Consider the following 22,971-nt stretch of genomic DNA (forward strand, 5'->3'; position numbering starts at 1 on the left):
TCAGAGTGAAGCGGATCACCCATTCGAGCGACAGGTCAGGCACGGGTGGTGACGAGCCAGGCGGGGTCGAGGTGTCCCTCGGCCACGATCACCGCCGGTCCGGTCATCTCGATCTCACCGTCGGGGTGCTCGGTGATCCTCAGGGTGCCGCCGAGGACGTCGACGGTGTACGTGACGGGGGTGCCGGTCTCGGCGGGATCGGCACCGTCCCGGCGGGCGGCCGCGACGGCGACCGCGCAGGCGCCGGTGCCGCAGGAGCGGGTCTCGGCGGCGCCCCGCTCGTGCACGCGCATGGCCACGTGGCGCGTCCCGCGGTCGACGACGAACTCGACGTTCACCCCGTCCGGGTAGACGGCCTGGGGCGCGAACGGCGGCGGGACCCGCAGTTCGCCCGCGTGGTCGAGGTCCTCGACGAAGGCCACGGCGTGCGGATTGCCCATGTTCACGTTGCGCGCGGGCCAGCTGCGGCCGTCGACGGTCACGGTGACGCCGTCGTCGGGGAGCAGGGCACGGCCCATGGAGACGGTGACGTCGCCGTCCTTGGCGACGTGGACCCGCTTGACCCCGGAGCGGGTGGCGACGGCGACGTCACCGGCCGTGATGTGGCCGGCGTGCTCCAGATAGCGGGCGAAGACCCGGACGCCGTTGCCGCACATCTCCGCGACCGAGCCGTCGGCGTTGCGGTAGTCCATGAACCACTCGGCCTCGTCGGCCATCTGCCGCGCCTCGGCGTGGGCGGCGGACCGGACGACGTGCAGCAGTCCGTCGCCGCCGACACCGGCCCGGCGGTCGCAGATCCGCGCCACCACGGAGGCGGGCAGGTCGATGGCGTTGTCCGGGTCGGGCACGATCACGAAGTCGTTCTCGGTGCCGTGGCCCTTGAGGAAGGCGGTGTGTGCTGTGGTCACGCGATCAATCGTACGGGGCCGCTCCGACAGCCGCCGGAACCGGGCGGCGGGCCGGGGCGGTACTCCCCGGGGACGGCACGGACGGCACGGACGGCGGAACCGAAGTACGTCAGCGGCACCGGGGCGGTGCGGTCGCGGCGGGGCGGATTCTCAGCGGAGGCGGGCGACGCGCCACACGGCCAGTGCGACGAGCAGGCCGACACCGACGACGTACAGCGCGATCACGCGCCAGTCGGGGCGTTCCCCCGAGCCCCGGGCGGGCAGTCCCGGCCAGGTGTAGCCCACGCGCCGGGCGGCCATCATGCCCCAGCCGGCCGCGCAGCCGCAGAGCAGCAGGCCCAGCATGGCGAGGACGGCGCCGCCGTCGCCCGAGCCGAAGGCCAGCGGGAAGGCGAACATCAGGGAGCCGAGCGCCGCCAGCCCCACGATGGGGGCCAGCTGCCAGATGCGCAGCCGGCGCTGCGGGCGCAGTTCGACCTCGACCTCGTCGGGGGCGATGTCCGGCGTCCCGTCCTCGGTGAGGTCGGGACCGTCCGGGCTCAGCCCGGGTGCGTCGGGCACCCGTGCGCCGCCCGGTGCGCTGTCCGGTGCGCTGTCCGGTGCTCCGTGCTGTTCTCTGTCGCGAGGGCCGGCCTCCATCGCCACGCGCCCTCCCCACTCGGATCCACTGGTCGATCGATGCTCGATGATGGCACGCCCCCGACCGCCGGAATGACGGGCAGGGCGTCCCGATGCCATCACGTGATCAGGCTGTAACCGCTCGTTCGACCAACGTCAGCGCCAGTCGCGGGAGTTCCGCGCGGTCCGCGACGGCGCCGCTCAGCCAGTGCACGCGCGGGTCACGCCGGAACCAGGAGTCCTGCCGGCGCGCGAACCGCTTGGTGGCGCGCACCGTCTCGGCCCGTGCCGCGTCCTCGGTGCACTCCCCGGCCAGCGCCGCCAGCACCTGCTGGTAGCCGAGGGCGCGGGCGGCCGTACGCCCTTCGCGCAGGCCGCGCTCCTCCAGTACCCGTACCTCGTCGACGAGGCCGGCGTCCCACATCCGGTCCACCCGCGTGGCGATCCGCTCGTCCAGTTCGGGACGTCCGACGTCGACGCCGATCTGGACGGTGTCGTACACCGAGTCGTGCCCGGGAAGGTTGGCGGTGAACGGCTTGCCCGTGATCTCGATGACCTCCAGGGCCCGGACGATGCGGCGGCCGTTGCCGGGGAGGATGGCACGGGCGGCGCCGGGGTCGGCGGCGGCGAGCCGGACGTGCAGCGCGCCGGGGCCTCGCTCGTCGAGCTCGGCCTCCAGGCGGGCGCGGACATCGGGGTCGGTGCCGGGGAATTCGAGGGCGTCGACGGCCCCTCGTACGTACAGCCCCGAACCGCCGACCAGGATCGGTGTGCGACCCTCGGCGAGCAGCCGGTCGATGTGCGCGCGGGCCAGTCGCTGGTACTCGGCCACGCTGGCCGCCTCGGTGACGTCCCAGATGTCGAGGAGGTGGTGGGGAACGCCGCCGCGTTCCTCGGGCGTCAGCTTGGCGGTGCCGATATCCATCCCACGGTAGAGCTGCATGGAGTCCGCGTTGACGACTTCACCGCCGAGCTGTTGGGCGAGGAAGACGCCCAGATCGGACTTTCCGGCCGCGGTGGGCCCGACAACGGCGATGACCCGCGGGGCGGGAGCTGCACTTCTCACTGCCCCAGTCTCGCAAACCTCGGGGCCATTACCCGAACGAGCTACGTGACGGCACGCTCCCGGGTTCGTTGCCTGTTGCGAGGTTCCGACCGCCGGTTTACCGACCGGCTCCACCGGGCGACGCAATGGGACGCTCCGGCCGACGCGGAATTTCGCCTTCACAAGTACCCTATGGAGCAAATATGGGCGTTTTGGATTGGTTTCGCCGGAAGAGTAAGGACTCTGCCAAGGCCCCGGCCGAGGAGACGGCGACCGACACGGTGACGGCGGATCCCGCTGACTTCGACCCGGCGGCCTCGCCGGCCTCGCCGGCCGAGGCATCGGACACCGCCTCGGCGGAGTCGGCGGCCGAGGCGTCCGAGACTTCGGACACGGCCGAGGCGGCGGAGAAGGCGGAGCCGGCCGTCGCCGAGGGCGTCGAGATCCCCAAGCAGCAGTCCGCCGAGGAGGCGGCGGACAACGAGGCCGGCGAAGGCGCCCGTAAGTAGGACCCGACGACGGACACTTCGAGGGAAGGTGACCCCATGGGCCTCCTGGATTCGTTGAAGGCCAAGCTCGCCCCGGCCAAGGACAAGGTCTCCGGCCTCGCGCAGCAGCACGGGGACAAGATCGACCACGGGCTGGACAAGGCCGCGCGCCTGGTCGACCAGAAGACCAAGGGCAAGTACAGCGACAAGATCGAATCAGGTACGGGCAGGGCCAAGCACGCCCTGGACCGGATCGCCCACAAGGACGACGGCGGCACACCGCCGACGCCGCCGGTCTCCTGACTTCGGCCATCACGGCACGGCGGACGGCCGCGGAGCACACGCTCCGCGGCCGTCCGCCGTTCGCGGGGCCGGGGGTGCCGGAGTTCCGTCACACCGGACCGTCACCGAGGCGGGCGGGGGGCGCAGCGGGTCCTCGCGCGGCCGCGCCCGGAACGCCGGACCGCGGGACCACCGAACGGCAGGACCACCGGGACGCAGGACCACCGGACCGCCGGACCGCCGGCATCACGCGGTCGCACGGTCACGGGGTGAGGGGGCCACGCGGCTACGACCAGGTGGCGACGTAGTACCCGACGCCGTACGGAGCGTCCTCGTGGAGCAGCCGGCCGGCCAGGCCCGCCCCCTCCGCGGCGCCCGCGAGGACCTGCCAGGGAGCCCGGCCCGCGACCTTCAGTTCATGGGCCAGGTGCTCGTCCAGCGCCGCCAGGGCTCCGGTGTCCGCCCGGCCGAGGGCGCGGCCCACCCGCGCGTCGAAGGGCGCGGCCCGCTCGTCGAGGTACCCGGGCGCCTTGAGGGTGCGGCAGGCACTCCCGTCGCCCATCACCAGGAGCGCCACCCGGCCGCCCCGGCCGACGAGCTCGCGGCCCGTGTCCGCGCAGCGCGAGGGGGCGAGCCGCTCCCCCACGGCGACGGCCTCGACCGGGGCACCGGACCAGGTCGCCCGGTCGAGCAGCCAGGCAGCGACGGCGAGGGACGCGGGCAGCGGCCGCGCGTCGCGGGCGCCGGAGGCGTCAGGGACGTCGGAGGCGTCCGGAGCGGCCTCGCGGTCGCCGGGGAACCGTACCCGGACGTCCACGCCGAAGCCCCGGAAGTCCCCCACCGATCCGGCCGGGTACCGCTCGGGCCCGCCGTCGCCCGGGTACGGCCCGACCACGACCAGCCGGTCGGGCCGGGCCGCGGCGAGCACTCCGACGGCGTCGGCGCACGCCGTGCGGGCGGCGTCCAGCTCGGGCGCGGCACCGGCGGCGACAGGGGGGACGAGGAGCGGGGGGCAGGGGCAGACAGCCGCGGCGACAAGCATGATCCGCAGCGTAACCGGTGGTTCCCGCGACCGGCCGGGGAGCGGCCCCCGGGGGGACGGTGGTTCGCGCCGTCAGCCGACGGAGCAACCCTCGGTGACCGGAGGGAGCGGGTCCGGGGCGCCGATCCGGGGAAGGCCGAGCATGACGCCGGCGGGCTTGGCCGCCTGCGCCGTGTTGCGCTTCTCCCAGGCGTCGCCCGCGCGGGTGCGGCGCACGCCGGTCGTCGGGCCCTCGGCCAGCAGGTGGTGCGGGGCCGCGTAGGTGACCTCCACGGTCACCACGTCACCGGGGCGCACCTCCTCGTCCGGCTTGGTGAAGTGCACCAGGCGGTTGTCCGGGGCACGGCCGGACAGGCGGTGGGTGGCGCCGTCCTTGCGGCCCTCGCCCTCGGCGACCATGACCTCGAGGGTCCGGCCGACCTGCTTCTTGTTCTCCGCCCAGGAGATCTCCTCCTGGAGGGCGACCAGCCGCTCGTAGCGCGCCTGCACGACCGCCTTGGGGATCTGGTCCTCCATCTCGGCGGCCGGGGTGCCGGGGCGCTTGGAGTACTGGAAGGTGAAGGCGTTGGCGAAGCGGGCCTCGCGGACCGTGTGCATGGTCTGCTCGAAGTCCTCCTCGGTCTCGCCGGGGAAGCCCACGATGATGTCGGTGGAGATGGCGGCGTGCGGGATCGCGGCACGGACCTTCTCGATGATGCCGAGGAAGCGCTCCTGCCGGTACGAGCGGCGCATGGCCTTCAGGACCGTGTCGGAGCCGGACTGCAGCGGCATGTGCAGCTGCGGCATCACGTTCGGCGTCTCGGCCATGGCCGCGATCACGTCGTCCGTGAAGTCCCGCGGGTGCGGGGAGGTGAAGCGCACGCGCTCCAGGCCCTCGATCGTCCCGCAGGCCCGCAGCAGCTTGGAGAACGCCTCGCGGTCGCCGATGTCGGAGCCGTACGCGTTCACGTTCTGGCCGAGCAGGGTGATCTCGGAGACGCCCTCGCCGACGAGCGCCTCGATCTCCGCGAGGATGTCGCCGGGCCGGCGGTCCTTCTCCTTCCCCCGCAGCGCGGGGACGATGCAGAAGGTGCAGGTGTTGTTGCAGCCGACGGAGATGGAGACCCACGCGGCGTAGGCGGACTCGCGCCGGGTGGGCAGGGTGGAGGGGAACGCCTCCAGCGACTCGGCGATCTCGACCTGCGCCTCCTCCTGGATGCGCGCCCGCTCCAGGAGCACCGGCAGCTTGCCGATGTTGTGCGTACCGAAGACGACGTCGACCCAGGGCGCCTTCGTCACGATGGTGTCCCGGTCCTTCTGGGCCAGGCAGCCGCCGACGGCGATCTGCATGCCGGGGCGCCTGGTCTTCATCGGGGCGAGCCGGCCGAGGTTGCCGTACAGCTTGTTGTCGGCGTTCTCGCGGACCGCGCAGGTATTGAAGACGACCACGTCGGCGTCGCCGTCGGAGCCCTCGGGCGCGCGCACGTAGCCGGCGCCCTCCAGCAGGCCGGAGAGCCGCTCCGAGTCGTGGACGTTCATCTGGCACCCGTAGGTGCGCACCTCGTATGTTCGATTGGTGTCCACTGCCTGGCTCCGGTCGCTGCTGGTCATGGAACAAGGGTAGGCGGTGCCCGGGGGCCTCCCGGCCGAGGAGTGGGGTCCCGGGTCTCTTCCCGGCCAGGGCCTGGCCATTACGGGGAGTGAGCTGGCAGGATCTCGCCATGCTTTCGGTCCTGTCCCGCGTCGCCCGCCGCCGTGCCCTCCAGGGGTCCGTCGCGGCCCTGCTGACGACGGGGCTGCTGCTGTGGTGGCTGATGCCGTTCGGCGACGCCTCGCCGAGCGGGAAGGTCACGTTCAGCACCGGGGTGCCGACGGGGGTGTACCAGCGCTACGGCGAGCTCCTGGAGGAAGCGCTGGGGCGCAATATGCCGGACGTGGCGGTGACCCTGCGCAACAGCGAGGGCTCCCAGCAGAACCTGGCGCGGATCGCCTCGGGAGAGGTCGATTTCACGATCGCCACCGCCGACGCGGTCGCCAAGTACATCAAGGAGAGCAGGCCCGGATCGCACCGGCTGCGCGGCTGCGCGCGGCTGTACGACGACTATGTGCAGCTGATCGTGCCCAAGGGGTCGAGGGTCCGCTCGACTGGCGACCTGGCCGGGCTGCGCGTGGGGGTGGGGCAGGAGGGCTCCGGGGTCCGGCTGATCGCGGAGCGGCTGCTCAAGGCGGCGGACCTGGACGCGACGGGGGCCATCCGGCCCGTGTCCGCCGGGATCGACACGATGCCGGGACTGCTGGAGCGTGGGCAGCTGGACGCCTTCTTCTGGTCGGGCGGTCTGCCCACCAGCGCGGTGCAGAAGCTCTCGGAGCGCTTCCCGGTACGGCTCGTGCCGCTGGAGGGCGACCTGGTGGAGAAGGTGCACGAGTCGGGCGGGACCAGCCGGTTCTACCGCTCGGCGGTGGTGCCCGCCGACGCCTACGCGCTGGCCCAGGAGGGACAGCCGGTCGAGACGCTGGCGGTGGCGAACCTGCTGGTGACGACCGACCGGACGGACGCGGAGCTGACGGAGGGCGTCACCAGCACCGTGATCAGGAGCCGGGACCGGATCGGCGGGGAGGTGCACCCGGCCCAGCTGGTCGATCTGCGGACGGCCATCTACACGGACCCGCTGCCCCTGCACGACGGGGCACGGCGCTACTACAGCTCGGCCAAGCCCTGAGCCCGGCGCCTCCCCGGCACGGGCGGCACCGCTGCCGGACCCGGTGTCACCCGCGGCCCGTCAGGAGGCCGGCTCGGTACGCGCAAGCGTGACCGTCGGACCACCGGCTCCGTACACGGAACGACGCCCCGCAGCCCGTCAGGAGGCCGGTTCCGTACGCGGAAGCGTGACCGTCACCCGCAGACCGTGCGGCTCCCGGTGGGCGTACGCGATGGAGCCCCCGCCCGCCGAGAGGAGCGCGCGCGAGATCGACAGGCCCAGGCCCGACCCCTTCACGTTCTGATGACGGCCGCTGCGCCAGAAGCGGTCGCCGACGCGCGCCAGCTCGTCGTCGGTGAGGCCGGGCCCCCCGTCGGTCACCACGATGGTGGAGGTGTCGCTCCGGGAGGCGACGGTGACGGTGACCTCCTCCCCGGCGGGTGTGAACTTCAGCGCGTTGTCGATCACGGCGTCCAGGGCGCTGGAGAGGGCGACCGGGTCGGCCCAGGCGGTGACGGCGGCTTCGCAGCCGGTCAGCCGGACGCCCTTCTCGTCGGCGAGCGGACGCCAGGCCGCGACGCGCTCCGCCGCCAGCTCTCCGATGTCGGTGAGCCGCAGGTCGGCCGCGGCGTGCTCGGCGAGCGCCAGGTCCAGCAGGTCGTCGAGGACCTGGGCCAGGCGCTTGCCCTCCGTACGCACCGAGGCGATCTCCGGGTTGCCCGCCGGGAGTTCGAGCGCCAGGAGCTCGATCCGCAGCAGCAGGGCGGCCAGCGGGTTGCGCAACTGGTGCGAGGCGTCGGCGACGAAGGCCCGCTGCTGTTCCAGGACCTCCTCCACGTTGTCGGCCATCTCGTTGAACGAGCGGGCCAGCCGGCGGAGTTCGGGCGGGCCGCCCGCGGCGGCGACCCGCGAGTTCATCCTGCCGGTCGCTATGTCGTGGGTGGCCGCGTCCAGGACGCGTACGGGCTTGAGCACCCAGCCGGTGAGGCGGAAGGCGGCGCCGACGGCGAGCAGCATCGCCGCGACCTCGCCCGCCGCGATCAGCAGCCAGCCGTGCAGGATGCGGGAGCGCAGCTGCCCGGTCGGCGAGTCCGTGACCACGACGGCGACGACGTCCCCGTCCCGCACCACCGGTGAGGCGACCGCGAGCCGGGCGTTGCCCTGCCAGGGCCAGACCTGGGGCGGGTCGTGGCTGCGACGCCCGACCAGGGCTTCCCTGAAGGCCCGCCGCGGCTCGCCCTTGTCGGGCACGTCCCAGCCGGCGGGGGCGCGGGCCATGGAGGTGCCGTCACGGAAGAAGACGCCCGCCTCGATCCCGTACACCTCGTTGTAGCGGACGAGTTCGTCCTGGAGGGTGGAGGTGCGCTCGTCGATGCCGTGTTCGCGTTCGGTGACGAACTGGGCGAGGGCCGCGAAGCGCGCCGTGTCGTCGATCCGGTCGATGACGACGGTCTGCTGCTGGGCGGCGGCGAGGCTGCCGGCGAGCGGGAATCCGAGCGCGAGCAGCACGCCCGCCATGAGGACGATGAGCAGGGGGAGCAGGCGGGTGCGCACAGGAGGAAGTTACGTGGCCGGGGCGACCAGGCGGTAACCGACGCCGCGTACGGTCTCGATCAGGGCGGGCATCGCCAGCTTGGCGCGCAGGGAGGCGACGTGCACCTCCAGGGTGCGGCCGGTCCCCTCCCAACTGGTCCGCCAGACCTCGCTGATGATCTGCTCCCGCCGGAAGACGACGCCCGGCCGCTGGGCGAGGAGGGCGAGCAGGTCGAACTCCTTGCGGGTGAGCTGGACCACCGCTCCGTCGACACAGACCTGACGCGTGGCCAGCTCGATGACCACGGCCCCGAGCCGCAGGGGCACCTCGTCGGCGGCCGTCGCGGACTCGTCGCCGTCGCCGCCCGCGGAGCGCCGGCTGACGGCGTGGATCCGGGCGAGCAGCTCACCGGTGTCGTACGGCTTGACGACGTAGTCGTCGGCGCCGAGGTTCAGGCCGTGGATCCGGGAGCGGACGTCGGCCCGGGCGGTCACCATGATCACCGGAGTGGTGGTGAGCTTCCGGATCTTGCCGCACACCTGGTAGCCGTCCTGGTCGGGCAGGCCGAGGTCGAGGAGGACGACTCCGAAGGGCGCCTTGCCCACGCTGCCCGAGGGCAGCACGGCCTGGAGCGCCTCCTCGCCGTTGCGGGCGTGGGTGACGTCGAAGCCGTGCTTCTTGAGGATCGCGGACAGGGCCGCGGCGACGTGGTCGTCGTCCTCGACGAGCAGCAGTCTCATGGCCCCCCTCCGAAAGGTGCGATCGCTTCGGCGACCAAATGGTCACCTGGGCATGAACGCCGATGCCGCGTCCCCAGTCAAGAGGGTTCTCGTTGCAGCGGGGTTTCCGTTATCCACCCGGTACTCCGCCCCGGGCCCCGTTCACGCGGTGTGTCCGGCCGCAGCCGGATCGTTATCCTCAATTTCCGCTCAGATGTAATGACGCTGGTCGCACTGCGTGATTAATGTCCTCCCAACCAAGCAGGACGGAGCAAGAGCCGATGAGCGGAGTGTCAGTGACCAAGGGCGCGGAAGACGTCGTACCGACGGCGGGCGACCTGGTCGTGCTGAGCAACGTCAACAAGCACTTCGGCGCGCTGCACGTGCTCCAGGACATCGACCTGACCATCGCGCGTGGCGAGGTCGTGGTCGTCATCGGGCCCTCCGGGTCCGGAAAGTCCACGCTGTGCCGCACCATCAACCGCCTGGAGACGGTCGACTCCGGTTCGATCACGATCGACGGCAAGCCGCTGCCCCAGGAGGGCAAGGAGCTCGCCCGGCTGCGCGCCGACGTCGGCATGGTCTTCCAGTCGTTCAATCTCTTCGCGCACAAGACGGTGCTGGAGAACGTCATGCTGGGCCAGACCAAGGTCCGCAAGACCGAGAAGGGCGCCGCCGAGCAGAAGGCCCGCAAGCTGCTGGACCGGGTGGGTGTCGGCTCGCAGGCCGACAAGTACCCGGCACAGCTCTCCGGCGGGCAGCAGCAACGCGTCGCCATCGCGCGCGCGTTGGCGATGGACCCCAAGGTCATGCTCTTCGACGAGCCCACGTCGGCGCTCGACCCGGAGATGATCAACGAGGTCCTGGAGGTCATGCAGCAGCTGGCGCGCGACGGCATGACGATGGTCGTCGTCACGCACGAGATGGGCTTCGCCCGCTCCGCCGCCAACCGCGTCGTCTTCATGGCCGACGGCAAGATCGTCGAAGAGGCCGCGCCCGAGCAGTTCTTCAGCAACCCGCGCAGCGACCGGGCCAAGGACTTCCTGTCGAAGATCCTCCACCACTGACGACCAACGAACCACGACATAAGGGATGTTCACCATGAAGCTCCGCAAGACGGCCGCGCTGGCCGTTGCCGTGCTCGCGCTGACCGCGACCGCCTGTGGTGGCAAGGAGGGCTCGGCCGGCGACAAGCCCGGTGGCGTGCAGCCGGGCGCGACGAACGCGCCGCAGCTGCCCCAGTACATCGTCGCCTCGAACGTGAAGCTGGACTCCCCGGCCTTCAAGGCGGCCAAGGAGCGCGGCAAGCTGATCATCGGCTCCAAGGCCGACCAGCCGTACCTCGGCTTCGAGGACCAGGCCACGAAGAAGCGCTCCGGCTTCGACATCGAGATCGCCAAGATGATCGCCGCCGACCTGGGCTTCACCGAGAGCCAGATCGAGTGGAAGACCGTCGACTCCAGCACCCGTGAGACCGCGATCTCCAAGGGCCAGGTCGACTACTACGTCGGCACCTACACGATCAACGACAAGCGCAAGGCGCAGGTCGGCTTCGCGGGTCCGTACTACATGGCCGGCGCCGCGCTCCTGGTCCGCAAGGACGAGGCGACGATCACCGGTCCGCAGACCCTCAAGGGCAAGAAGGTCTGCTCCATCACGGGCTCCACCCCGCTCCAGGAGATCAAGAAGCCGCAGTACGGTGCGCAGACCACCGAGCTCGCCAAGTACTCGGACTGTGTGCAGCAGGTGCTCACCAAGCAGGTCGACGCCCTCACCACCGACGACTCGATCCTCAAGGGCTACGCCGCGGCCAACCCCGCCAAGCTCAAGGTGGTCGGTGACCCGTTCACCAAGGAGCCGTACGGCGTGGGCATGAACAAGGACGACAAGGTGCTGCGCGAGGCGATCAACAAGTCGCTGGAGACGCACATCAAGGACGGCACGTACAAGAAGATCTACGACGCGACGCTGGGCCTTTCCGGCTCCCCGTTCGTCCAGCCGCCGGCGATCGTCCGCTACTGACGAACAGCCCGAAGCGAGGCGCCCCGTACGGGAGTACGGGGCGCCCCTCCACCTGCCCGTGAGCATGCGCACCGCGCCCATGCCGCCAAGCCGCTGACCGCCGACGCGGAGACCTCATGAACGTACTACTCGACCATTTCCCGGAGTTCCGCGACGGCTTCATAGGAACCGTGTCGATCACCGCCGTCAGCTCGGCCATCGCGCTGGTCCTCGGCGTCGTCATAGCGGGTTTCCGGGTCTCGCCCGTACCTCCGCTGCGCTTCTTCGGCACCGCGTGGGTCACCCTGCTGCGCAACACCCCGCTGACGCTGCTCTTCCTGGTCTCCTTCTTCGTCGTCCCGGAGATCCTCTTCCCCGGCATGAGCCCGTTCCTGCTCGGATCGCTCGCGCTCGGCTTCTACACGTCCTCCTTCGTCTGCGAGGCCGTGCGCTCCGGTATCAGCACGGTGCCGGTCGGCCAGGCCGAGGCGGCCCGTTCGCTCGGCATGACGTTCTCCCAGACCCTGCGGATGATCGTCCTGCCGCAGGCCACCCGGACCGTACTGCCCCCGCTGAGCTCGATCTTCATCGCGCTCACGAAGAACTCGGCCATCGCCGGTGCCTTCAGTGTCGCCGAGCTCTTCGGCTGGCAGAAGCTGATGAGCGAGGAGGGCTACGACATCCTGCCCATCTTCCTCTGGGTCGCCCTCGGCTACCTGGTCATCACCTTCGCCATCAGTGGCGTCTTCCGACTTCTTGAGCGCCGTATGGAGGTCGCCCGATGAGCGCCAGTGTCCTGTACGACGCACCCGGCCCCAAGGCCGTCGTCCGCAACCGGATCTACGCCGTCGTCGGCACCCTGGCCATCCTGGCCCTGGTCGGCGTCAGTGTCGTACGGCTCAGCGACAAGGGGCACCTCGCCCCCGAGATGTGGGACATCTTCAACTACGCCGGCATCCGGCAGAACATCGCGGACGGCGTCGTCGCCACCCTCAAGGTGTTCGGCCTCGCCGCGGTCGGCTCGCTGGTGCTCGGCGTGGTCCTCGCCGTGGGACGGCTCTCCGACCACAAGCCGGTCCGGTGGCTGGCGACCGGCTTCATCGAGCTGTTCCGCTCGATCCCGCTGCTGATCACCATCTACGCCGTGTGGGTCGGTTTCCTGGCCGACTACTCGATGTGGGCGCTGGCGCTCGGACTGTCGGTCTACAACGGCTGCGTCCAGGCCGAGGTGCTGCGCGCCGGCGTGAACGCCGTGCCGAAGGGCCAGCGCGAGGCCGCGTACGCGCTCGGCATGAGCAAGACGCAGGTCATGGTCAGTGTGCTGCTTCCGCAGGCGGTCCGCGCCATGCTGCCGACGATCATCAGCCAGCTGGTGGTGACCCTCAAGGACACCTCGCTCGGATACATCATCCTGTTCCCCGAGCTGCTCTACTCGGCCCGCCTGATCGCCTCCAACACGCTGGTCAACGGCCAGTACCCCTACGTCTCGACCATCGTGGTGGTCGGCGCCATCTACGTGGCGATGTGTCTGCTGCTGTCCGCCCTGGCCACCTGGATCGAGAAGCGGGGCCGGCGCGCCAAGACCGGCATCGGGGTGGCCTCGGCAGCCGAGCCCGCCGCCTCCTCGACCGTGATCGGTAGCGAGGCCGGGACCGTCGGTGCCGTCGCGGACGGCGGGGCCGACGGGACCGACGGGGCGGGCGTTTCGAAGAACTGACGGTATGTGACATCATCCGGGTGTCGTGAGGGGGCAGTGGCGCTCGCGCCGCTGCCCCCGTCGCTTGACGCGGGCACTCGCAGTGGGTTGCATACGTTCTGTGATCGCCTCGCACCGGACCCCAGCAGCTGTTTCCCCTGTTTCCCCTGTACACCGCACGACCGTCCGGGCCTCAGGAGTCACGCCGTGGACCCGGTGATCATCGTCGGCGCGGGCCCGGTCGGGCTTGCCCTGGCCCTCTCCCTCGCCGCGCAGGGTGTCCCCTCCGTCGTCCTCGACGAGAGCGCCGGCAAGGAAGAGCCCCGCCCCGCGCGAACCGCCGTACTGCGCGCGGACATGGCCGCGTTCGTGGAGCGGCTGGGATGCGCCACCGTACGGTACGAAGGGGCCCGCTGGGCCGGCTGGCGGTCGATGCGCCGCAGGCAGGAAGCGCGACGCGTCCTGTTCGCCGAGGAGCCGGACACGCCCGGCGGGCGGGGCGACTCCGACCGGGAGCCCGGCCCCCGTCCCGGTCCCGGTCCCGGCATCGGCCATGACAGCGGCAGCGGCTTCGGCTTCGGCTTGGGTTTCGATCGACGTCCGGATCACGACTTCGACGACAGCGGCGGCTTCGAGCCCGACGGGCCCGAAGAGCCCGACGGCGACCGTGTCCCCTCACCGCTGCACATTCCTCAGCACGCGCTCGCGGGCGGCCTGCGCCAGGCGATCGCCACGCTCCCGGCGGGCGAGCTGGTGCAGGTGGTCCCGCACAGCCGCCTCGACGCGATCGAGCAGGACGCGCACGGCGTCACCGCCCACACCCGCGGCCCGGAGGCGACCTGGTGGCGCGGCAGCTACCTGGTCGGCTGCGACGGCGCCCGCTCCACGGTACGCAAGCTGCTGGGGGTCCGTTTCCCCGGACGTACGGCGGTCGAACGGCACGCCGTCGCCACGCTCCGCACCGAACTGCCCTGGCCCGGGGAGGGGCTGCTGCACCGCCAGCCCCCGTGGCGGGGCGGCGACGAGATCACGGCGCGCCCGCTGCCGGACGACGGCTGGCGGCTGGACTGGCTGCTGCCGCCGCGCGGCGAGCTGGTGACGCCCGACGCCCTGGTGTCCCGGATCCGCGAGACGCTGGCCGGCTGGTGCGGTACGACCCCCGCCTACGATCTCGTCGACACCGGCGTCTACACGCTGCACCACCGGCTCGCCCGGAGCTGGCGCGTGGACCGGGCCTTCCTCGCCGGCGACGCGGCCCATCTGCTGGGCGCGCTCGGCACCCAGGGCCTCGACGAGGGGCTGCGGGACGCCGAGAACCTGGCCTGGAAGCTGGCCCAGGCCTGGCACCACGGCGCCTCGGTGACCCTGCTCGACAGCTACCAGACCGAGCGGCGAACGGCGGTGGCGGCCCGGTTGCGCGCCGCCGACCAGTCACTGCCCGTGCTGCGGGGGGCGGGCGGCCTGCGGACGTACCTGCGCGGAGGCACGCGCGGGTACGACACCCTGCTGACCGACGGCCACCTGGGGCGCGGGCCGCTCGGCGCTCCCCCCTCGTACGCCCACTCCCCCCTGATGCCCGAGCACGTGGAGGCGCACGCGAGCGTCGGCACACCGCCGGGCGCGCCGGTCGCCGACGTCCGGGTCACGGCGCCGGACGGCACGAGCGTGCGGCTGCGGGACCGGCTGGGCCGGGGCCGGCTGCTGGTGGTGCTGGTCGCCCCCGGGACGGGGGTGTGGGACCGGCGGCACTGGATGACCGCCGGTGTGATGCCTCGCCTGGCGGCCGCGGTGACCGCGATGCCGGTCGAGGGCGAGCTGCTGGTGACCGAGGCGTACCCCGGCGCGGCCGCGCACTCGGTGCTGCTGGTGCGGCCCGACGGTCATCTGGCCGCGGCGTTCGAGGGGGTGCGTCCTCAGGAGCTGAGGGCGGCCGCCGACGCCGTGCGCGGGGGTGCTCCGTCGGCGGTGCGGAGCGACGAGACCGCGAACATCAATTGACCGGCGCGGGAGGACGTGCTGTACTCCCGACCATGACCGACACCGATGTGCGCCTGTGGCGGAGGGTCCATATGGACCTGCTCCGTTATGCAGGCGGCGTGTGTCGTCCGTCCTGCTGAAATCGCCATTCCCCCGCGCCCCGGCGCGCGCGTCCGCGCGCGGCCGTGTGTTGCGCGCACTTCCGGTTCCAGTACCCCAGGACGGTTCTACGTGTCCCCTTCCGTACCCCGGTCCGTCTCCGTACGGGCCGCCGAGGCGGCGGCGCCGACCGCTGCCCGGCTTCTCGACTTCGTCCGCCGCACCGCCGCCGACGACCGGCTGGTCGCCTCCCTGCCCCTCGATCCGGAGGGCCGCACCTGGGTCCGGCTCGAAGGGCCCGGTGGCAGCGAGGCCTGGCTGATCGGCTGGCCGCCCGGGACCGGCACCGGGTGGCACGACCACGCCGAGTCGATGGGCGCCTTCGCCACCGCCCGCGGCACCCTCAAGGAGAACTCCCTGTCCGTGCGGCTGCCCTCGGACGGCTGGCGCACGCTCGAACTCCATGAGGGCGTCGACCGTGAACGTGCGCTGTCGGCGGGCCGCGGGCGGGCGTTCGGCCGGCACCATGTGCACGAGGTGCTCAATGAGTCGGCCACCGAGCACGCGGTGTCGGTGCATGCGTACTATCCGCCGTTGCCGCTGATCAGGCGCTTCAGCCGGACGGGCGCGGTACTGCGGCTGGAGCAGGTCGAACGGCCGGAGGACTGGCAGTGAGCAGCGGACGGGTGGGCATCGACGAACTGCTGGAGCGGGTGCGCGAGGGGCTGGAGCGGATCGGCCCCCGCGAGGCCTTCGGCGCGGCCGAGGCGGGTGACGCGCTGCTCGTGGACATCCGTTACGCGGCGCTGCGCGACCGGGACGGGCTGATCCCGGGTGCGCTGGTCATCGAACGCAACGAGCTGGAGTGGCGGCTGGACCCGCGGGGCAGCCACCGGGTGCCGGAGGCCGTGAACCACGATCTGCGTGTCGTGGTGATCTGCAACGAGGGATACGCGTCGTCTCTCGCGGCGGATTCCCTGCGGCAGCTGGGGCTGCACCGGGCGACGGATCTCATCGGGGGCTTCCAGGCCTGGAGGTCCGAGGGGCTGCCGGTCACCCTCGGCCGGTGACCTCGCTCCCCGGGGCGGTCACCGGCCGAGGGTGACCGCCCCGGTTCCAGGAGGGCCGGGGGGCCGGCTCACCGGGTGAGGACAGGATTGGTCCGGCGGGCGGCGGCAAGGTGGGGAAGTGAGCTGATGGCGGAACGCATCAGCGCCGTCTGTCGAGGAAGGACCCCGCATGCCGATCGAGCACGACGTCGTGGAACTGATCCTGGCCGATCACCGGAAGATGGAGGACCTGTTCCGCGAGATGCGGGACGTGGAGGGTGACCGTGAAGGCGCGCTGAAGACCTTCGCGGACCTGTTGATCGCCCACGCCGAGGCGGAGGAGGGCAAGGTCTATCCGGCGCTCAAGCGGTTCCGCGACATCCCGGACGACGAGGTCGAGCACGGCGTGGAGGAGCACACCGAGGGCAACGAGGCGCTGCTGGACCTCCTTGAGGTGAAGGAGGTGGGCTCGGAGGAGTGGGACGAGAAGCTGGAGAAGCTGGTGGAGGCGGTGAACCACCATGCGCACGAGGAGGAGAGCACGATCCTCAACGGCGCCCGCGAGAACGTCCCGGACGAGCGCCGAGCCGAACTGGGCACCGCGTTCATGGCGGAACGCGAACGCCGGCTGGCCGCCGGCTGCGGCGATCCTGCTTATATCCGCCGCCTTCTCGGCAAGTGAGCCCGCGGCACCTCTCCACCACGCGGCTCTTCCCCGTCGTTTCCGCCGCTCCCGTGCCCGTCGACCGTCGCTCCTCGTGAACGGGCGCAGTGCCCCTTTCACCCGGCCCGCACGCGGGTGCCCGCTTCGGTACGGGAGCCACGCGGGCGGCCGTGGCACCCGGGGCACATAGCCTCCGTGGCACGAGCCACGCCCGGCAGGACGGGCGCGGCAGCACGACGCCGACCGCTCTCTCCCGCGGGCACCCGTGACGAGAGCTCGACGTCCCGGTACGCGTGCGAGAGCTCGACGCCGCGGCGCCCGTGGGCGGGAGCGGCACTCGACGCGGGGCAGCCCCCGTGGCACGAGCCACGCCGGGCCCGCGGCGCGGCGGGTCAGAGGCCGTAGGGGTCCAGGTCGTCGGTCGACTCGCCCTCGGCCTCCAGGGCCTGCCTCACCACTCGCAGAGCCATGCCCTCCGGGTAGCCCTTGCGGGCGAGCATTCCCGCGAGGCGCCTCAGGCGGCGGTCACGGTCGAGGCCCCGGGTCGAGCGGAGCTTGCGGTCCACCAGCTCACGGGCGGTCGCCTCCTCCTGCTCCGAGTCGAGCTGCCCGACCGCCTCGTCGATCAGTTCGGCGTCCACCCCCTTCGTCCGCAGCTCCCGCACCAGAGCGCGCCGTGCCAGGCCGCGGCCGTGGTGACGGGACTCGACCCACGCACCCGCGAACGCGGCGTCGTCGATCAGCCCGACGTCCTCGAAGCGCGCGAGGACCTCGTCGGCGACCTCGTCCGGGATTTCTCGTTTGCGCAGGGCGTCGGCGAGCTGCTTGCGGGTGCGGGGGGTCCCGGTGAGCAGGCGCAGGCAGATCGCCCGCGCCCGCTCAGCCGGATCCTGGGGCGACAGTTCCTTCTCGGCCCTCGACGAGTCGGCGCTGTCGCCCGGCCATTCGGTGCGCCGGGCCACGGCCTAGCCCTTGGCCGCCGTGGCCTTGGTGGCCTTGGTGACCTTCGACGCGGGAGCCGGGACCGCCTTGGACTCGTCGGTGGCCGTGGCCCCCGCCGCGTCCGCGCCCGGCTCGGCCGCCGTGGCCTCCGGCCGGACGCCGACGCCCAGCTTCTCCTTGATCTTCCTCTCGATCTCGTTGGCGAGGTCGGGGTTGTCCTTCAGGAAGTTGCGGGCGTTCTCCTTGCCCTGTCCCAGCTGGTCGCCCTCGTACGTGTACCAGGCGCCCGCCTTGCGCACGAAGCCGTGCTCCACGCCCATGTCGATCAGGCCGCCCTCACGGCTGATGCCCTGGCCGTAGAGGATGTCGAACTCGGCCTGCTTGAAGGGCGGCGCGACCTTGTTCTTGACGACCTTGACCCTGGTGCGGTTGCCCACCGCGTCGGTGCCGTCCTTGAGCGTCTCGATCCGGCGGATGTCGAGCCGCACCGAGGCGTAGAACTTCAGCGCGCGGCCACCGGTCGTGGTCTCCGGCGAGCCGAACATCACACCGATCTTCTCGCGGAGCTGGTTGATGAAGATCGCGGTGGTCTTGGACTGGTTGAGCGCGCTGGTGATCTTCCGGAGCGCCTGGCTCATCAGGCGGGCCTGGAGACCCACGTGCGAGTCGCCCATCTCGCCCTCGATCTCCGCACGCGGCACGAGCGCGGCGACGGAGTCGATGACGATCAGGTCGAGCGCACCGGAGCGGACCAGCATGTCCACGATCTCCAGAGCCTGCTCGCCGTTGTCCGGCTGCGAGAGGATCAGGCTGTCGATGTCGACCCCGAGCTTCTTCGCGTACTCGGGGTCGAGGGCGTGCTCGGCGTCCACGAAGGCCACCTGCCCGCCGGCCTTCTGGGCGTTGGCCACCGCGTGCAGGGTGAGAGTCGTCTTACCGGAGGACTCGGGGCCGTACACCTCCACCACCCGGCCGCGCGGCAGGCCGCCGACGCCGAGCGCGACGTCGAGCGCGGTCGACCCGGTGGGGATGACCTCGATGGGCTCGTTCGGTCGCTCGCCCAGGCGCATCACTGCGCCCTTGCCGAACTGTCGTTCAATCTGCGCGAGCGCGGCGTCGAGCGCCTTCTCGCGGTCGGTTCCTGCCATGGGTTCCACCCGGTTTGCTTGAGTCGATCGCTTCACGTCAAAGACGCTAACCCCTGCCACTGACAATGGGCCCCGACGTCCCTCCGACCTGTGGATAACTCGGCGGCAGACACCTCGTCGGCCCCGGCGAACAGCGGGCCGGAATCCCATAAGAATGGATGTTCGATTTTGGTGTCAAGCGAGCCACACCGCGTGCGGAGCGCTCGTGCCGCCGCCCCTTCCCGCACGGGATCCGGGCGGGCGGCCCGGCGCGCGCCGCCGAGACGCTCAGCCCCCGGTCAGACGTCGTCGTGCGGCGCCGCCTGGTCCTTCTTCGCGCGCAGCGCCCGCTGCACCCGGGCCAGCACCGCCTCTCCGTGCCGCCGGTGACCGTGCACCCGCGGGTCCTCCGTCACGGCGTACCGCTTCACGTAGGCGCCCAGGAACGCCTGGAGCGTGGCGACCGCCGGGATCGCGATCAACGCGCCGACCGCGCCGAGCAGCGCGGTGCCGGCCACGACCGAGCCGAAGGCCACCGCGGGATGGATGTCGACGGTCTTGGCGGTGAGCTTCGGCTGCAGCACGTAGTTCTCGAACTGCTGGTACACCACGACGAAGATCAGCACCCACAGCGCGTACCAGGGGTTCACGGTGAAGGCGATGAGCATCGGCAGGGCGCCGGCCAGATACGTACCGATGGTGGGGAGGAACTGGGACACCAGACCGACCCACACCGCCAGCGCGGGCGCGTACGGCACACCCAGTATCTCCAGCAGGATGAAGTGCGCGATGCCGGAGATCAGCGCCATCAGCCCGCGCGAGTACAGATAGCCACCCGTCTTGTCGACGGCGATCTCCCAGGCGCGGAGCACCTCGGCCTGCTTCGCCGGGGGCAGCACGGAGCACAGGGCCCGGCGGAACCGTGGCCCGTCGGCGGCGAAGTAGAACGAGAACAGGAAGATCGTCAGCAGCTTGAACAGCCCGCCGAGCACGGTCGCCGAGACGTCGAGGACGCCGCTCGCGCTGTTCTGCACGTACTTCTGCAGCCAGTCGGAGCGCAACAGGCTGTCCTGGACCTCGACCCTGGACAGCTCGGTGTGGAAGGTGTGGTTGATCCAGTTGATGACGGAGTCGAGGTACTGGGGGAAGTCCCCGACCATCTCGACGATCTGGCCGGCCAGCATCGACCCGAGCAGCACGACGAAGCCGATCGCGGCGACCAGTACGGCGAAGAACACCAGGAAGGTGGCGAGTCCGCGACGCATGCCGCGGGCCGCCATCCGCCCCACCGCGGGCTCGATGGCCAGGGCGAGGAAGAAGGCGATCAGGATGTTGACCAACAGCCCGATGAGCTGATGAAAGGCCCAGCTTCCCAGTTGGAAGCAGGCGTAGAGGGCGAGTGCCAGCGCCATCGCACGCGGAAGCCAGCGGGGCATGCGGGCGGCCGCGGCACCACCCGGCGACACCGGGCCCGCGGGCGGGCCACCGGCCGTACTCACGCCGGAACCACCGGCCGTGCTCACGCCGGAACCACCGGGCATGCCCGCGCCGGAGGCGACCGGCGCCGTCTCGTTGGTCGCCGGGCCACCCGGCGACGGCTCGCCGGGCGTCGGCTCGTTCTTGTCAGTCGGGGCCACAGGGCAAGTCTCGCGTACGGCTGGGACAACCGGCAGTCCGCCCTGGCGATCAGCGCTTCTCCGCGGGAACGTCCAGCGCCGCGCAGACCGCCCGCCAGACGTCCTTGGCCTCCCACCCGGCGTCCAGGGCCTCGTACACGGTCCGCCCGCCCAGCTCCGACATCACGTGGTCCCGGGCGAAGGACTCGGCGTAGGACGCTCCGAAGTGGTCCGCCATCCGCTCCCAGAAAATCGTCAACCGCATGACACCAGTATCCCGCTCCTGAGAGTGCAGCCCGCCCCACCCGGCTTGCCGGGAGCCCTTTTCGCCCTACCGTCGGAGCATGGCTGGAACTCCCCTCGCGCGCGCCGAGCACTTCATCTGGCTGACGGCCCGCGTGCTCGAACAGCGGCGGTTCGCTTATCACTTCCTGGGAGGCGGTGCCGAAGCCGTCGAAGCCGCCCTCACCGCGTACCTGAACGAGGACGGCGGCTACGGCCACGCCCTCGAACCCGATCTGCGCGGCCCGGTGAGCCAGCCGCTGCACGCGGGGCACGCACTGCGCGTGCTGGACTCCATCGGCCGCTGCGGCGGGCTGCGGGTGGAGCGGATCTGCCGCTACCTGACGGCGGTGTCCACCCATGAAGGGGCGCTCCCCGCGGTCCACCCCTCGGTGCGCGGCTATCCGGTGGCGCCGTTCGTCGAGATCGTCGACCGCCCGCGCGGCGAGTTGCTGGCGACCGGTCCCGTGGTGGGGCTGCTCCACAAGAACCAGGTGTGGCACGCGTGGCTGTTCCGTGCCACGGACTTCTGCTGGGCCGCCGTGGACGCGCTGGAGAAGTCGCATCCCTACGAGGTCCACGCGGCGGTCGCGTTCCTGGACGGGGTCCCGGACCGGGCGCGCGCGGAGGCGGCCGCGGACCGGCTCGGCCGGCTGGTCCGGGAGCGGCGGCTGGTGGTGCTGGACCCCGAGCGGATCGATGACCACCCGGTCGCCCCCGGCTACGCGCCGGGCGAGCACCACTTCCCGCACGACTACGCGCGCGTGCCCGACTCGCTGGCACGGCGCTGGTTCACCGACGACGAGATGGCCCGTTCGCTGGACCACCTCGCCGCCGAGCAGGGCGAGGACGGCGGCTGGCCGGTCACCTGGCGCCAGTGGGCGCCCGGCACGGCCCTGGAGTCACGGCCTGTCGTGACGATCGAGGCGCTGCGCACGCTGCGGGCACACGGCCGCGGGATCGGCTGACGGCACACCGGAAGCGAGAACCGGAGCCACCGGCTCACCACCGCGGCCCGGAACGCCACCCGCCGCGGGCCGGCCACCGCCTCGGCAGGCCGCCCGCCCCCCCCGGACGCCACCGCGCGTCAGCCGCCGATGGCCCGTACGCCCGCCGTCACCACCACGGCGGCGCCGACCACCACCAGGAACGGGGCGCGCAGGACGAGGGCGAGCGCGGCAGCGGCGAGACCCGCGGCGCGCGCGTCCACGACCAGCGCGCTGCCGGTGCTGAAGGTCTGCTGCGCGGTCAGGGCGGCCAGCAGGGCGACGGGCAGCAGCGCCGACAGCCGTCGTACCAGCGGCCGCTCCAGCGCACCCGCCGGCACCAGCAGCCCGATGAGCTTGACCAGGTAGCAGCCGGCGGCGGTCAGACCGATCGCGATCCATATGCTCATCGGCCCGTTTCCTTCCGCCGCTGCCTGTCATCGATCCGGCGGCCCTCGAACCACAGGACCGCGGGTGCCGCCAGCGCCGCGGCCAGGACCGGTACCCCCGCGGGCAGCACGGGCAGGAAACCGAGCCCCAGCAGAACCGCGATCCCGGCCACGGCCCGTTCGGTCGTCGTACGCAGCATGGGGGCGAGCAACGCGAGGAAGACCGCCGGGCCCGCGGCGTCCAGTCCCCAGGCGTCGGTGTCCCCGATCGCCTCGGCCCCCAGCGCCCCGAGCAGCGTGGTGAGGTTCCACAGCACGTACAGGGTCAGGCCGGTGACCGTGAAGCCGATACGGGCGGCGCGCCGGGTCGGCTGGGCCAGCGAGACGGCCGTGGTCTCGTCGATGACCCAGTGGGCCGCGAGCGGCCGTACGAACCGGGGCAGCGCGAGGAGCTGGGACAGCCGCAGCCCGTAGAAGGCGTTGCGGGTGCCCAGGAAGAAGGCGCCGGCCGCCGCGGTGAACGGGTTGCCTCCGCCCGCCAGCGCTCCCACCAGCGCGAACTGCGAGGCGCCGGTGAAGACCAGGAGACTGAGCGCACAGGTCTGGAGGACTCCGAGGCCGGCACCGGCCGAGGTGACGCCGAAGGCGAAGCCGGAGAGCCCCACGGCGACGCCGACGCCCAGTGCGTCGCGGACGACGGCACGGTCGGGCTTCACGGGGGGTTCGGCATGCGGTGGGGAGCCGGTGCACGGGGACGCTGGAGCTGTTTGTTCTGCCACGTCAGGGACCTTAGGAGCGGGGGCGCTCCCCGGTCTTGTACGTTCTTGCG

Annotated in this window: 25 protein-coding genes; 12 read left to right on the plus strand and 13 right to left on the minus strand. The window is 71.8% G+C overall.

The window, feature by feature from the left end:
- Positions 1-35: 35 nt before the first annotated feature.
- From dapF to miaA, 3 genes are all read right to left on the minus strand, one after another.
- Entirely contained in the window at positions 36-908 is an 873-nt protein-coding gene (gene dapF / locus PUR26_RS04070) for a diaminopimelate epimerase (protein ID WP_329869284.1), read from the minus strand.
- 150 nt (positions 909-1,058) lie between these two features.
- On the minus strand, positions 1,059-1,547 hold the full coding sequence (locus PUR26_RS04075) for a hypothetical protein (RefSeq protein WP_329869350.1): 489 nt from the start codon (positions 1,545-1,547) through the stop codon (positions 1,059-1,061).
- 106 nt (positions 1,548-1,653) lie between these two features.
- Positions 1,654-2,592, minus strand: coding sequence for a tRNA (adenosine(37)-N6)-dimethylallyltransferase MiaA (miaA, locus tag PUR26_RS04080; protein ID WP_329869286.1), 939 nt, complete (start codon positions 2,590-2,592; stop codon positions 1,654-1,656).
- A gap of 182 nt (positions 2,593-2,774) precedes the next feature.
- Here miaA and PUR26_RS04085 point away from each other — a divergent pair, with 182 nt between their 5' ends.
- Together PUR26_RS04085 and PUR26_RS04090 are read left to right on the plus strand one after the other, a co-directional pair.
- Complete coding sequence (locus PUR26_RS04085; RefSeq protein WP_329869288.1) at positions 2,775-3,080, plus strand: hypothetical protein; 306 nt, start codon at positions 2,775-2,777, stop codon at positions 3,078-3,080.
- 36 nt (positions 3,081-3,116) lie between these two features.
- Positions 3,117-3,362 carry an antitoxin gene (locus tag PUR26_RS04090; RefSeq protein ID WP_329869290.1) on the plus strand — a complete coding sequence of 82 codons (246 nt, stop codon included), beginning with the start codon at positions 3,117-3,119 and terminating at the stop codon, positions 3,360-3,362.
- 265 nt (positions 3,363-3,627) lie between these two features.
- On the opposite strand, the gene PUR26_RS04095 is transcribed toward PUR26_RS04090, so the two are convergent.
- Together PUR26_RS04095 and miaB are read right to left on the minus strand one after the other, a co-directional pair.
- Complete coding sequence (locus tag PUR26_RS04095) at positions 3,628-4,383, minus strand: class III extradiol dioxygenase subunit B-like domain-containing protein (RefSeq protein WP_329869292.1); 756 nt, start codon at positions 4,381-4,383, stop codon at positions 3,628-3,630.
- A 72-nt stretch (positions 4,384-4,455) separates the two neighbouring features.
- A complete protein-coding gene (miaB, locus tag PUR26_RS04100) occupies positions 4,456-5,973 on the minus strand; it encodes a tRNA (N6-isopentenyl adenosine(37)-C2)-methylthiotransferase MiaB (protein ID WP_329869294.1) in 1,518 nt (505 codons plus the stop codon).
- A gap of 110 nt (positions 5,974-6,083) precedes the next feature.
- Here miaB and PUR26_RS04105 point away from each other — a divergent pair, with 110 nt between their 5' ends.
- The gene (locus PUR26_RS04105) at positions 6,084-7,082 is read left to right on the plus strand and encodes a TAXI family TRAP transporter solute-binding subunit (protein WP_329869296.1); all 999 of its coding nucleotides are present in this window, start codon (positions 6,084-6,086) and stop codon (positions 7,080-7,082) included.
- A 138-nt stretch (positions 7,083-7,220) separates the two neighbouring features.
- Here PUR26_RS04105 and PUR26_RS04110 read toward each other — a convergent pair whose 3' ends face one another.
- Positions 7,221-8,615 carry a sensor histidine kinase gene (locus PUR26_RS04110; RefSeq protein ID WP_329869298.1) on the minus strand — a complete coding sequence of 465 codons (1,395 nt, stop codon included), beginning with the start codon at positions 8,613-8,615 and terminating at the stop codon, positions 7,221-7,223.
- A 9-nt stretch (positions 8,616-8,624) separates the two neighbouring features.
- Positions 8,625-9,335 (minus strand): response regulator transcription factor, encoded by a 711-nt coding sequence (locus PUR26_RS04115; RefSeq protein ID WP_329869300.1) that lies wholly within the window; start codon positions 9,333-9,335, stop codon positions 8,625-8,627.
- Positions 9,336-9,595: 260 nt separating this feature from the next.
- On the opposite strand from PUR26_RS04115, the gene PUR26_RS04120 reads away from it, so the two are divergent.
- The 8 genes from PUR26_RS04120 to PUR26_RS04155 all read left to right on the plus strand — a co-directional run bounded on the left by PUR26_RS04120 (position 9,596) and on the right by PUR26_RS04155 (position 16,818).
- Complete coding sequence (locus PUR26_RS04120) at positions 9,596-10,381, plus strand: amino acid ABC transporter ATP-binding protein (RefSeq protein ID WP_329869302.1); 786 nt, start codon at positions 9,596-9,598, stop codon at positions 10,379-10,381.
- 34 nt (positions 10,382-10,415) lie between these two features.
- A complete protein-coding gene (locus PUR26_RS04125; protein ID WP_329869304.1) occupies positions 10,416-11,336 on the plus strand; it encodes a glutamate ABC transporter substrate-binding protein in 921 nt (306 codons plus the stop codon).
- A gap of 116 nt (positions 11,337-11,452) precedes the next feature.
- Positions 11,453-12,100 carry an amino acid ABC transporter permease gene (locus PUR26_RS04130; protein WP_329869306.1) on the plus strand — a complete coding sequence of 216 codons (648 nt, stop codon included), beginning with the start codon at positions 11,453-11,455 and terminating at the stop codon, positions 12,098-12,100.
- A complete protein-coding gene (locus PUR26_RS04135; protein ID WP_329869308.1) occupies positions 12,097-13,032 on the plus strand; it encodes an amino acid ABC transporter permease in 936 nt (311 codons plus the stop codon). The genes PUR26_RS04130 and PUR26_RS04135 overlap by 4 nt, the downstream gene beginning before the upstream one ends.
- 186 nt (positions 13,033-13,218) lie before the next feature.
- Positions 13,219-15,009, plus strand: coding sequence for an FAD-dependent monooxygenase (locus PUR26_RS04140; RefSeq protein ID WP_329869310.1), 1,791 nt, complete (start codon positions 13,219-13,221; stop codon positions 15,007-15,009).
- A gap of 210 nt (positions 15,010-15,219) precedes the next feature.
- Complete coding sequence (locus PUR26_RS04145; protein WP_329869312.1) at positions 15,220-15,762, plus strand: cysteine dioxygenase; 543 nt, start codon at positions 15,220-15,222, stop codon at positions 15,760-15,762.
- Positions 15,759-16,157, plus strand: coding sequence for a rhodanese-like domain-containing protein (locus tag PUR26_RS04150; RefSeq protein ID WP_329869313.1), 399 nt, complete (start codon positions 15,759-15,761; stop codon positions 16,155-16,157). Before PUR26_RS04145 ends, PUR26_RS04150 begins: the two co-directional genes overlap by 4 nt.
- Positions 16,158-16,326: 169 nt before the next feature.
- A complete protein-coding gene (locus PUR26_RS04155) occupies positions 16,327-16,818 on the plus strand; it encodes a hemerythrin domain-containing protein (RefSeq protein ID WP_329869314.1) in 492 nt (163 codons plus the stop codon).
- Positions 16,819-17,192: 374 nt separating this feature from the next.
- Here PUR26_RS04155 and recX read toward each other — a convergent pair whose 3' ends face one another.
- The 4 genes from recX to PUR26_RS04175 all read right to left on the minus strand — a co-directional run bounded on the left by recX (position 17,193) and on the right by PUR26_RS04175 (position 20,750).
- Complete coding sequence (gene recX, locus PUR26_RS04160) at positions 17,193-17,762, minus strand: recombination regulator RecX (RefSeq protein WP_329869315.1); 570 nt, start codon at positions 17,760-17,762, stop codon at positions 17,193-17,195.
- 3 nt (positions 17,763-17,765) lie between these two features.
- Positions 17,766-18,890: a recombinase RecA gene (recA, locus tag PUR26_RS04165; RefSeq protein ID WP_329869317.1), complete on the minus strand. Its 1,125-nt coding sequence runs from the start codon at positions 18,888-18,890 to the stop codon at positions 17,766-17,768.
- Positions 18,891-19,168: 278 nt separating this feature from the next.
- Positions 19,169-20,305 (minus strand): AI-2E family transporter, encoded by a 1,137-nt coding sequence (locus PUR26_RS04170; RefSeq protein ID WP_329869352.1) that lies wholly within the window; start codon positions 20,303-20,305, stop codon positions 19,169-19,171.
- A 250-nt stretch (positions 20,306-20,555) separates the two neighbouring features.
- Entirely contained in the window at positions 20,556-20,750 is a 195-nt protein-coding gene (locus tag PUR26_RS04175; protein ID WP_329869319.1) for a DUF3046 domain-containing protein, read from the minus strand.
- A 79-nt stretch (positions 20,751-20,829) separates the two neighbouring features.
- On the opposite strand from PUR26_RS04175, the gene PUR26_RS04180 reads away from it, so the two are divergent.
- Positions 20,830-21,735 (plus strand): hypothetical protein, encoded by a 906-nt coding sequence (locus PUR26_RS04180; RefSeq protein ID WP_329869321.1) that lies wholly within the window; start codon positions 20,830-20,832, stop codon positions 21,733-21,735.
- Between the two features lie 119 nt (positions 21,736-21,854).
- Here PUR26_RS04180 and PUR26_RS04185 read toward each other — a convergent pair whose 3' ends face one another.
- Positions 21,855-22,163 (minus strand): AzlD domain-containing protein, encoded by a 309-nt coding sequence (locus tag PUR26_RS04185; RefSeq protein WP_329869322.1) that lies wholly within the window; start codon positions 22,161-22,163, stop codon positions 21,855-21,857.
- Positions 22,160-22,921 carry an AzlC family ABC transporter permease gene (locus PUR26_RS04190; RefSeq protein ID WP_443076963.1) on the minus strand — a complete coding sequence of 254 codons (762 nt, stop codon included), beginning with the start codon at positions 22,919-22,921 and terminating at the stop codon, positions 22,160-22,162. Before PUR26_RS04190 ends, PUR26_RS04185 begins: the two co-directional genes overlap by 4 nt.
- Between the last annotated feature and the right edge of the window lie 50 nt (positions 22,922-22,971).

Source organism: Streptomyces sp. SP18CS02, assembly GCF_036322365.1.
Classification (GTDB): Bacteria; Actinomycetota; Actinomycetes; order Streptomycetales; family Streptomycetaceae; genus Streptomyces.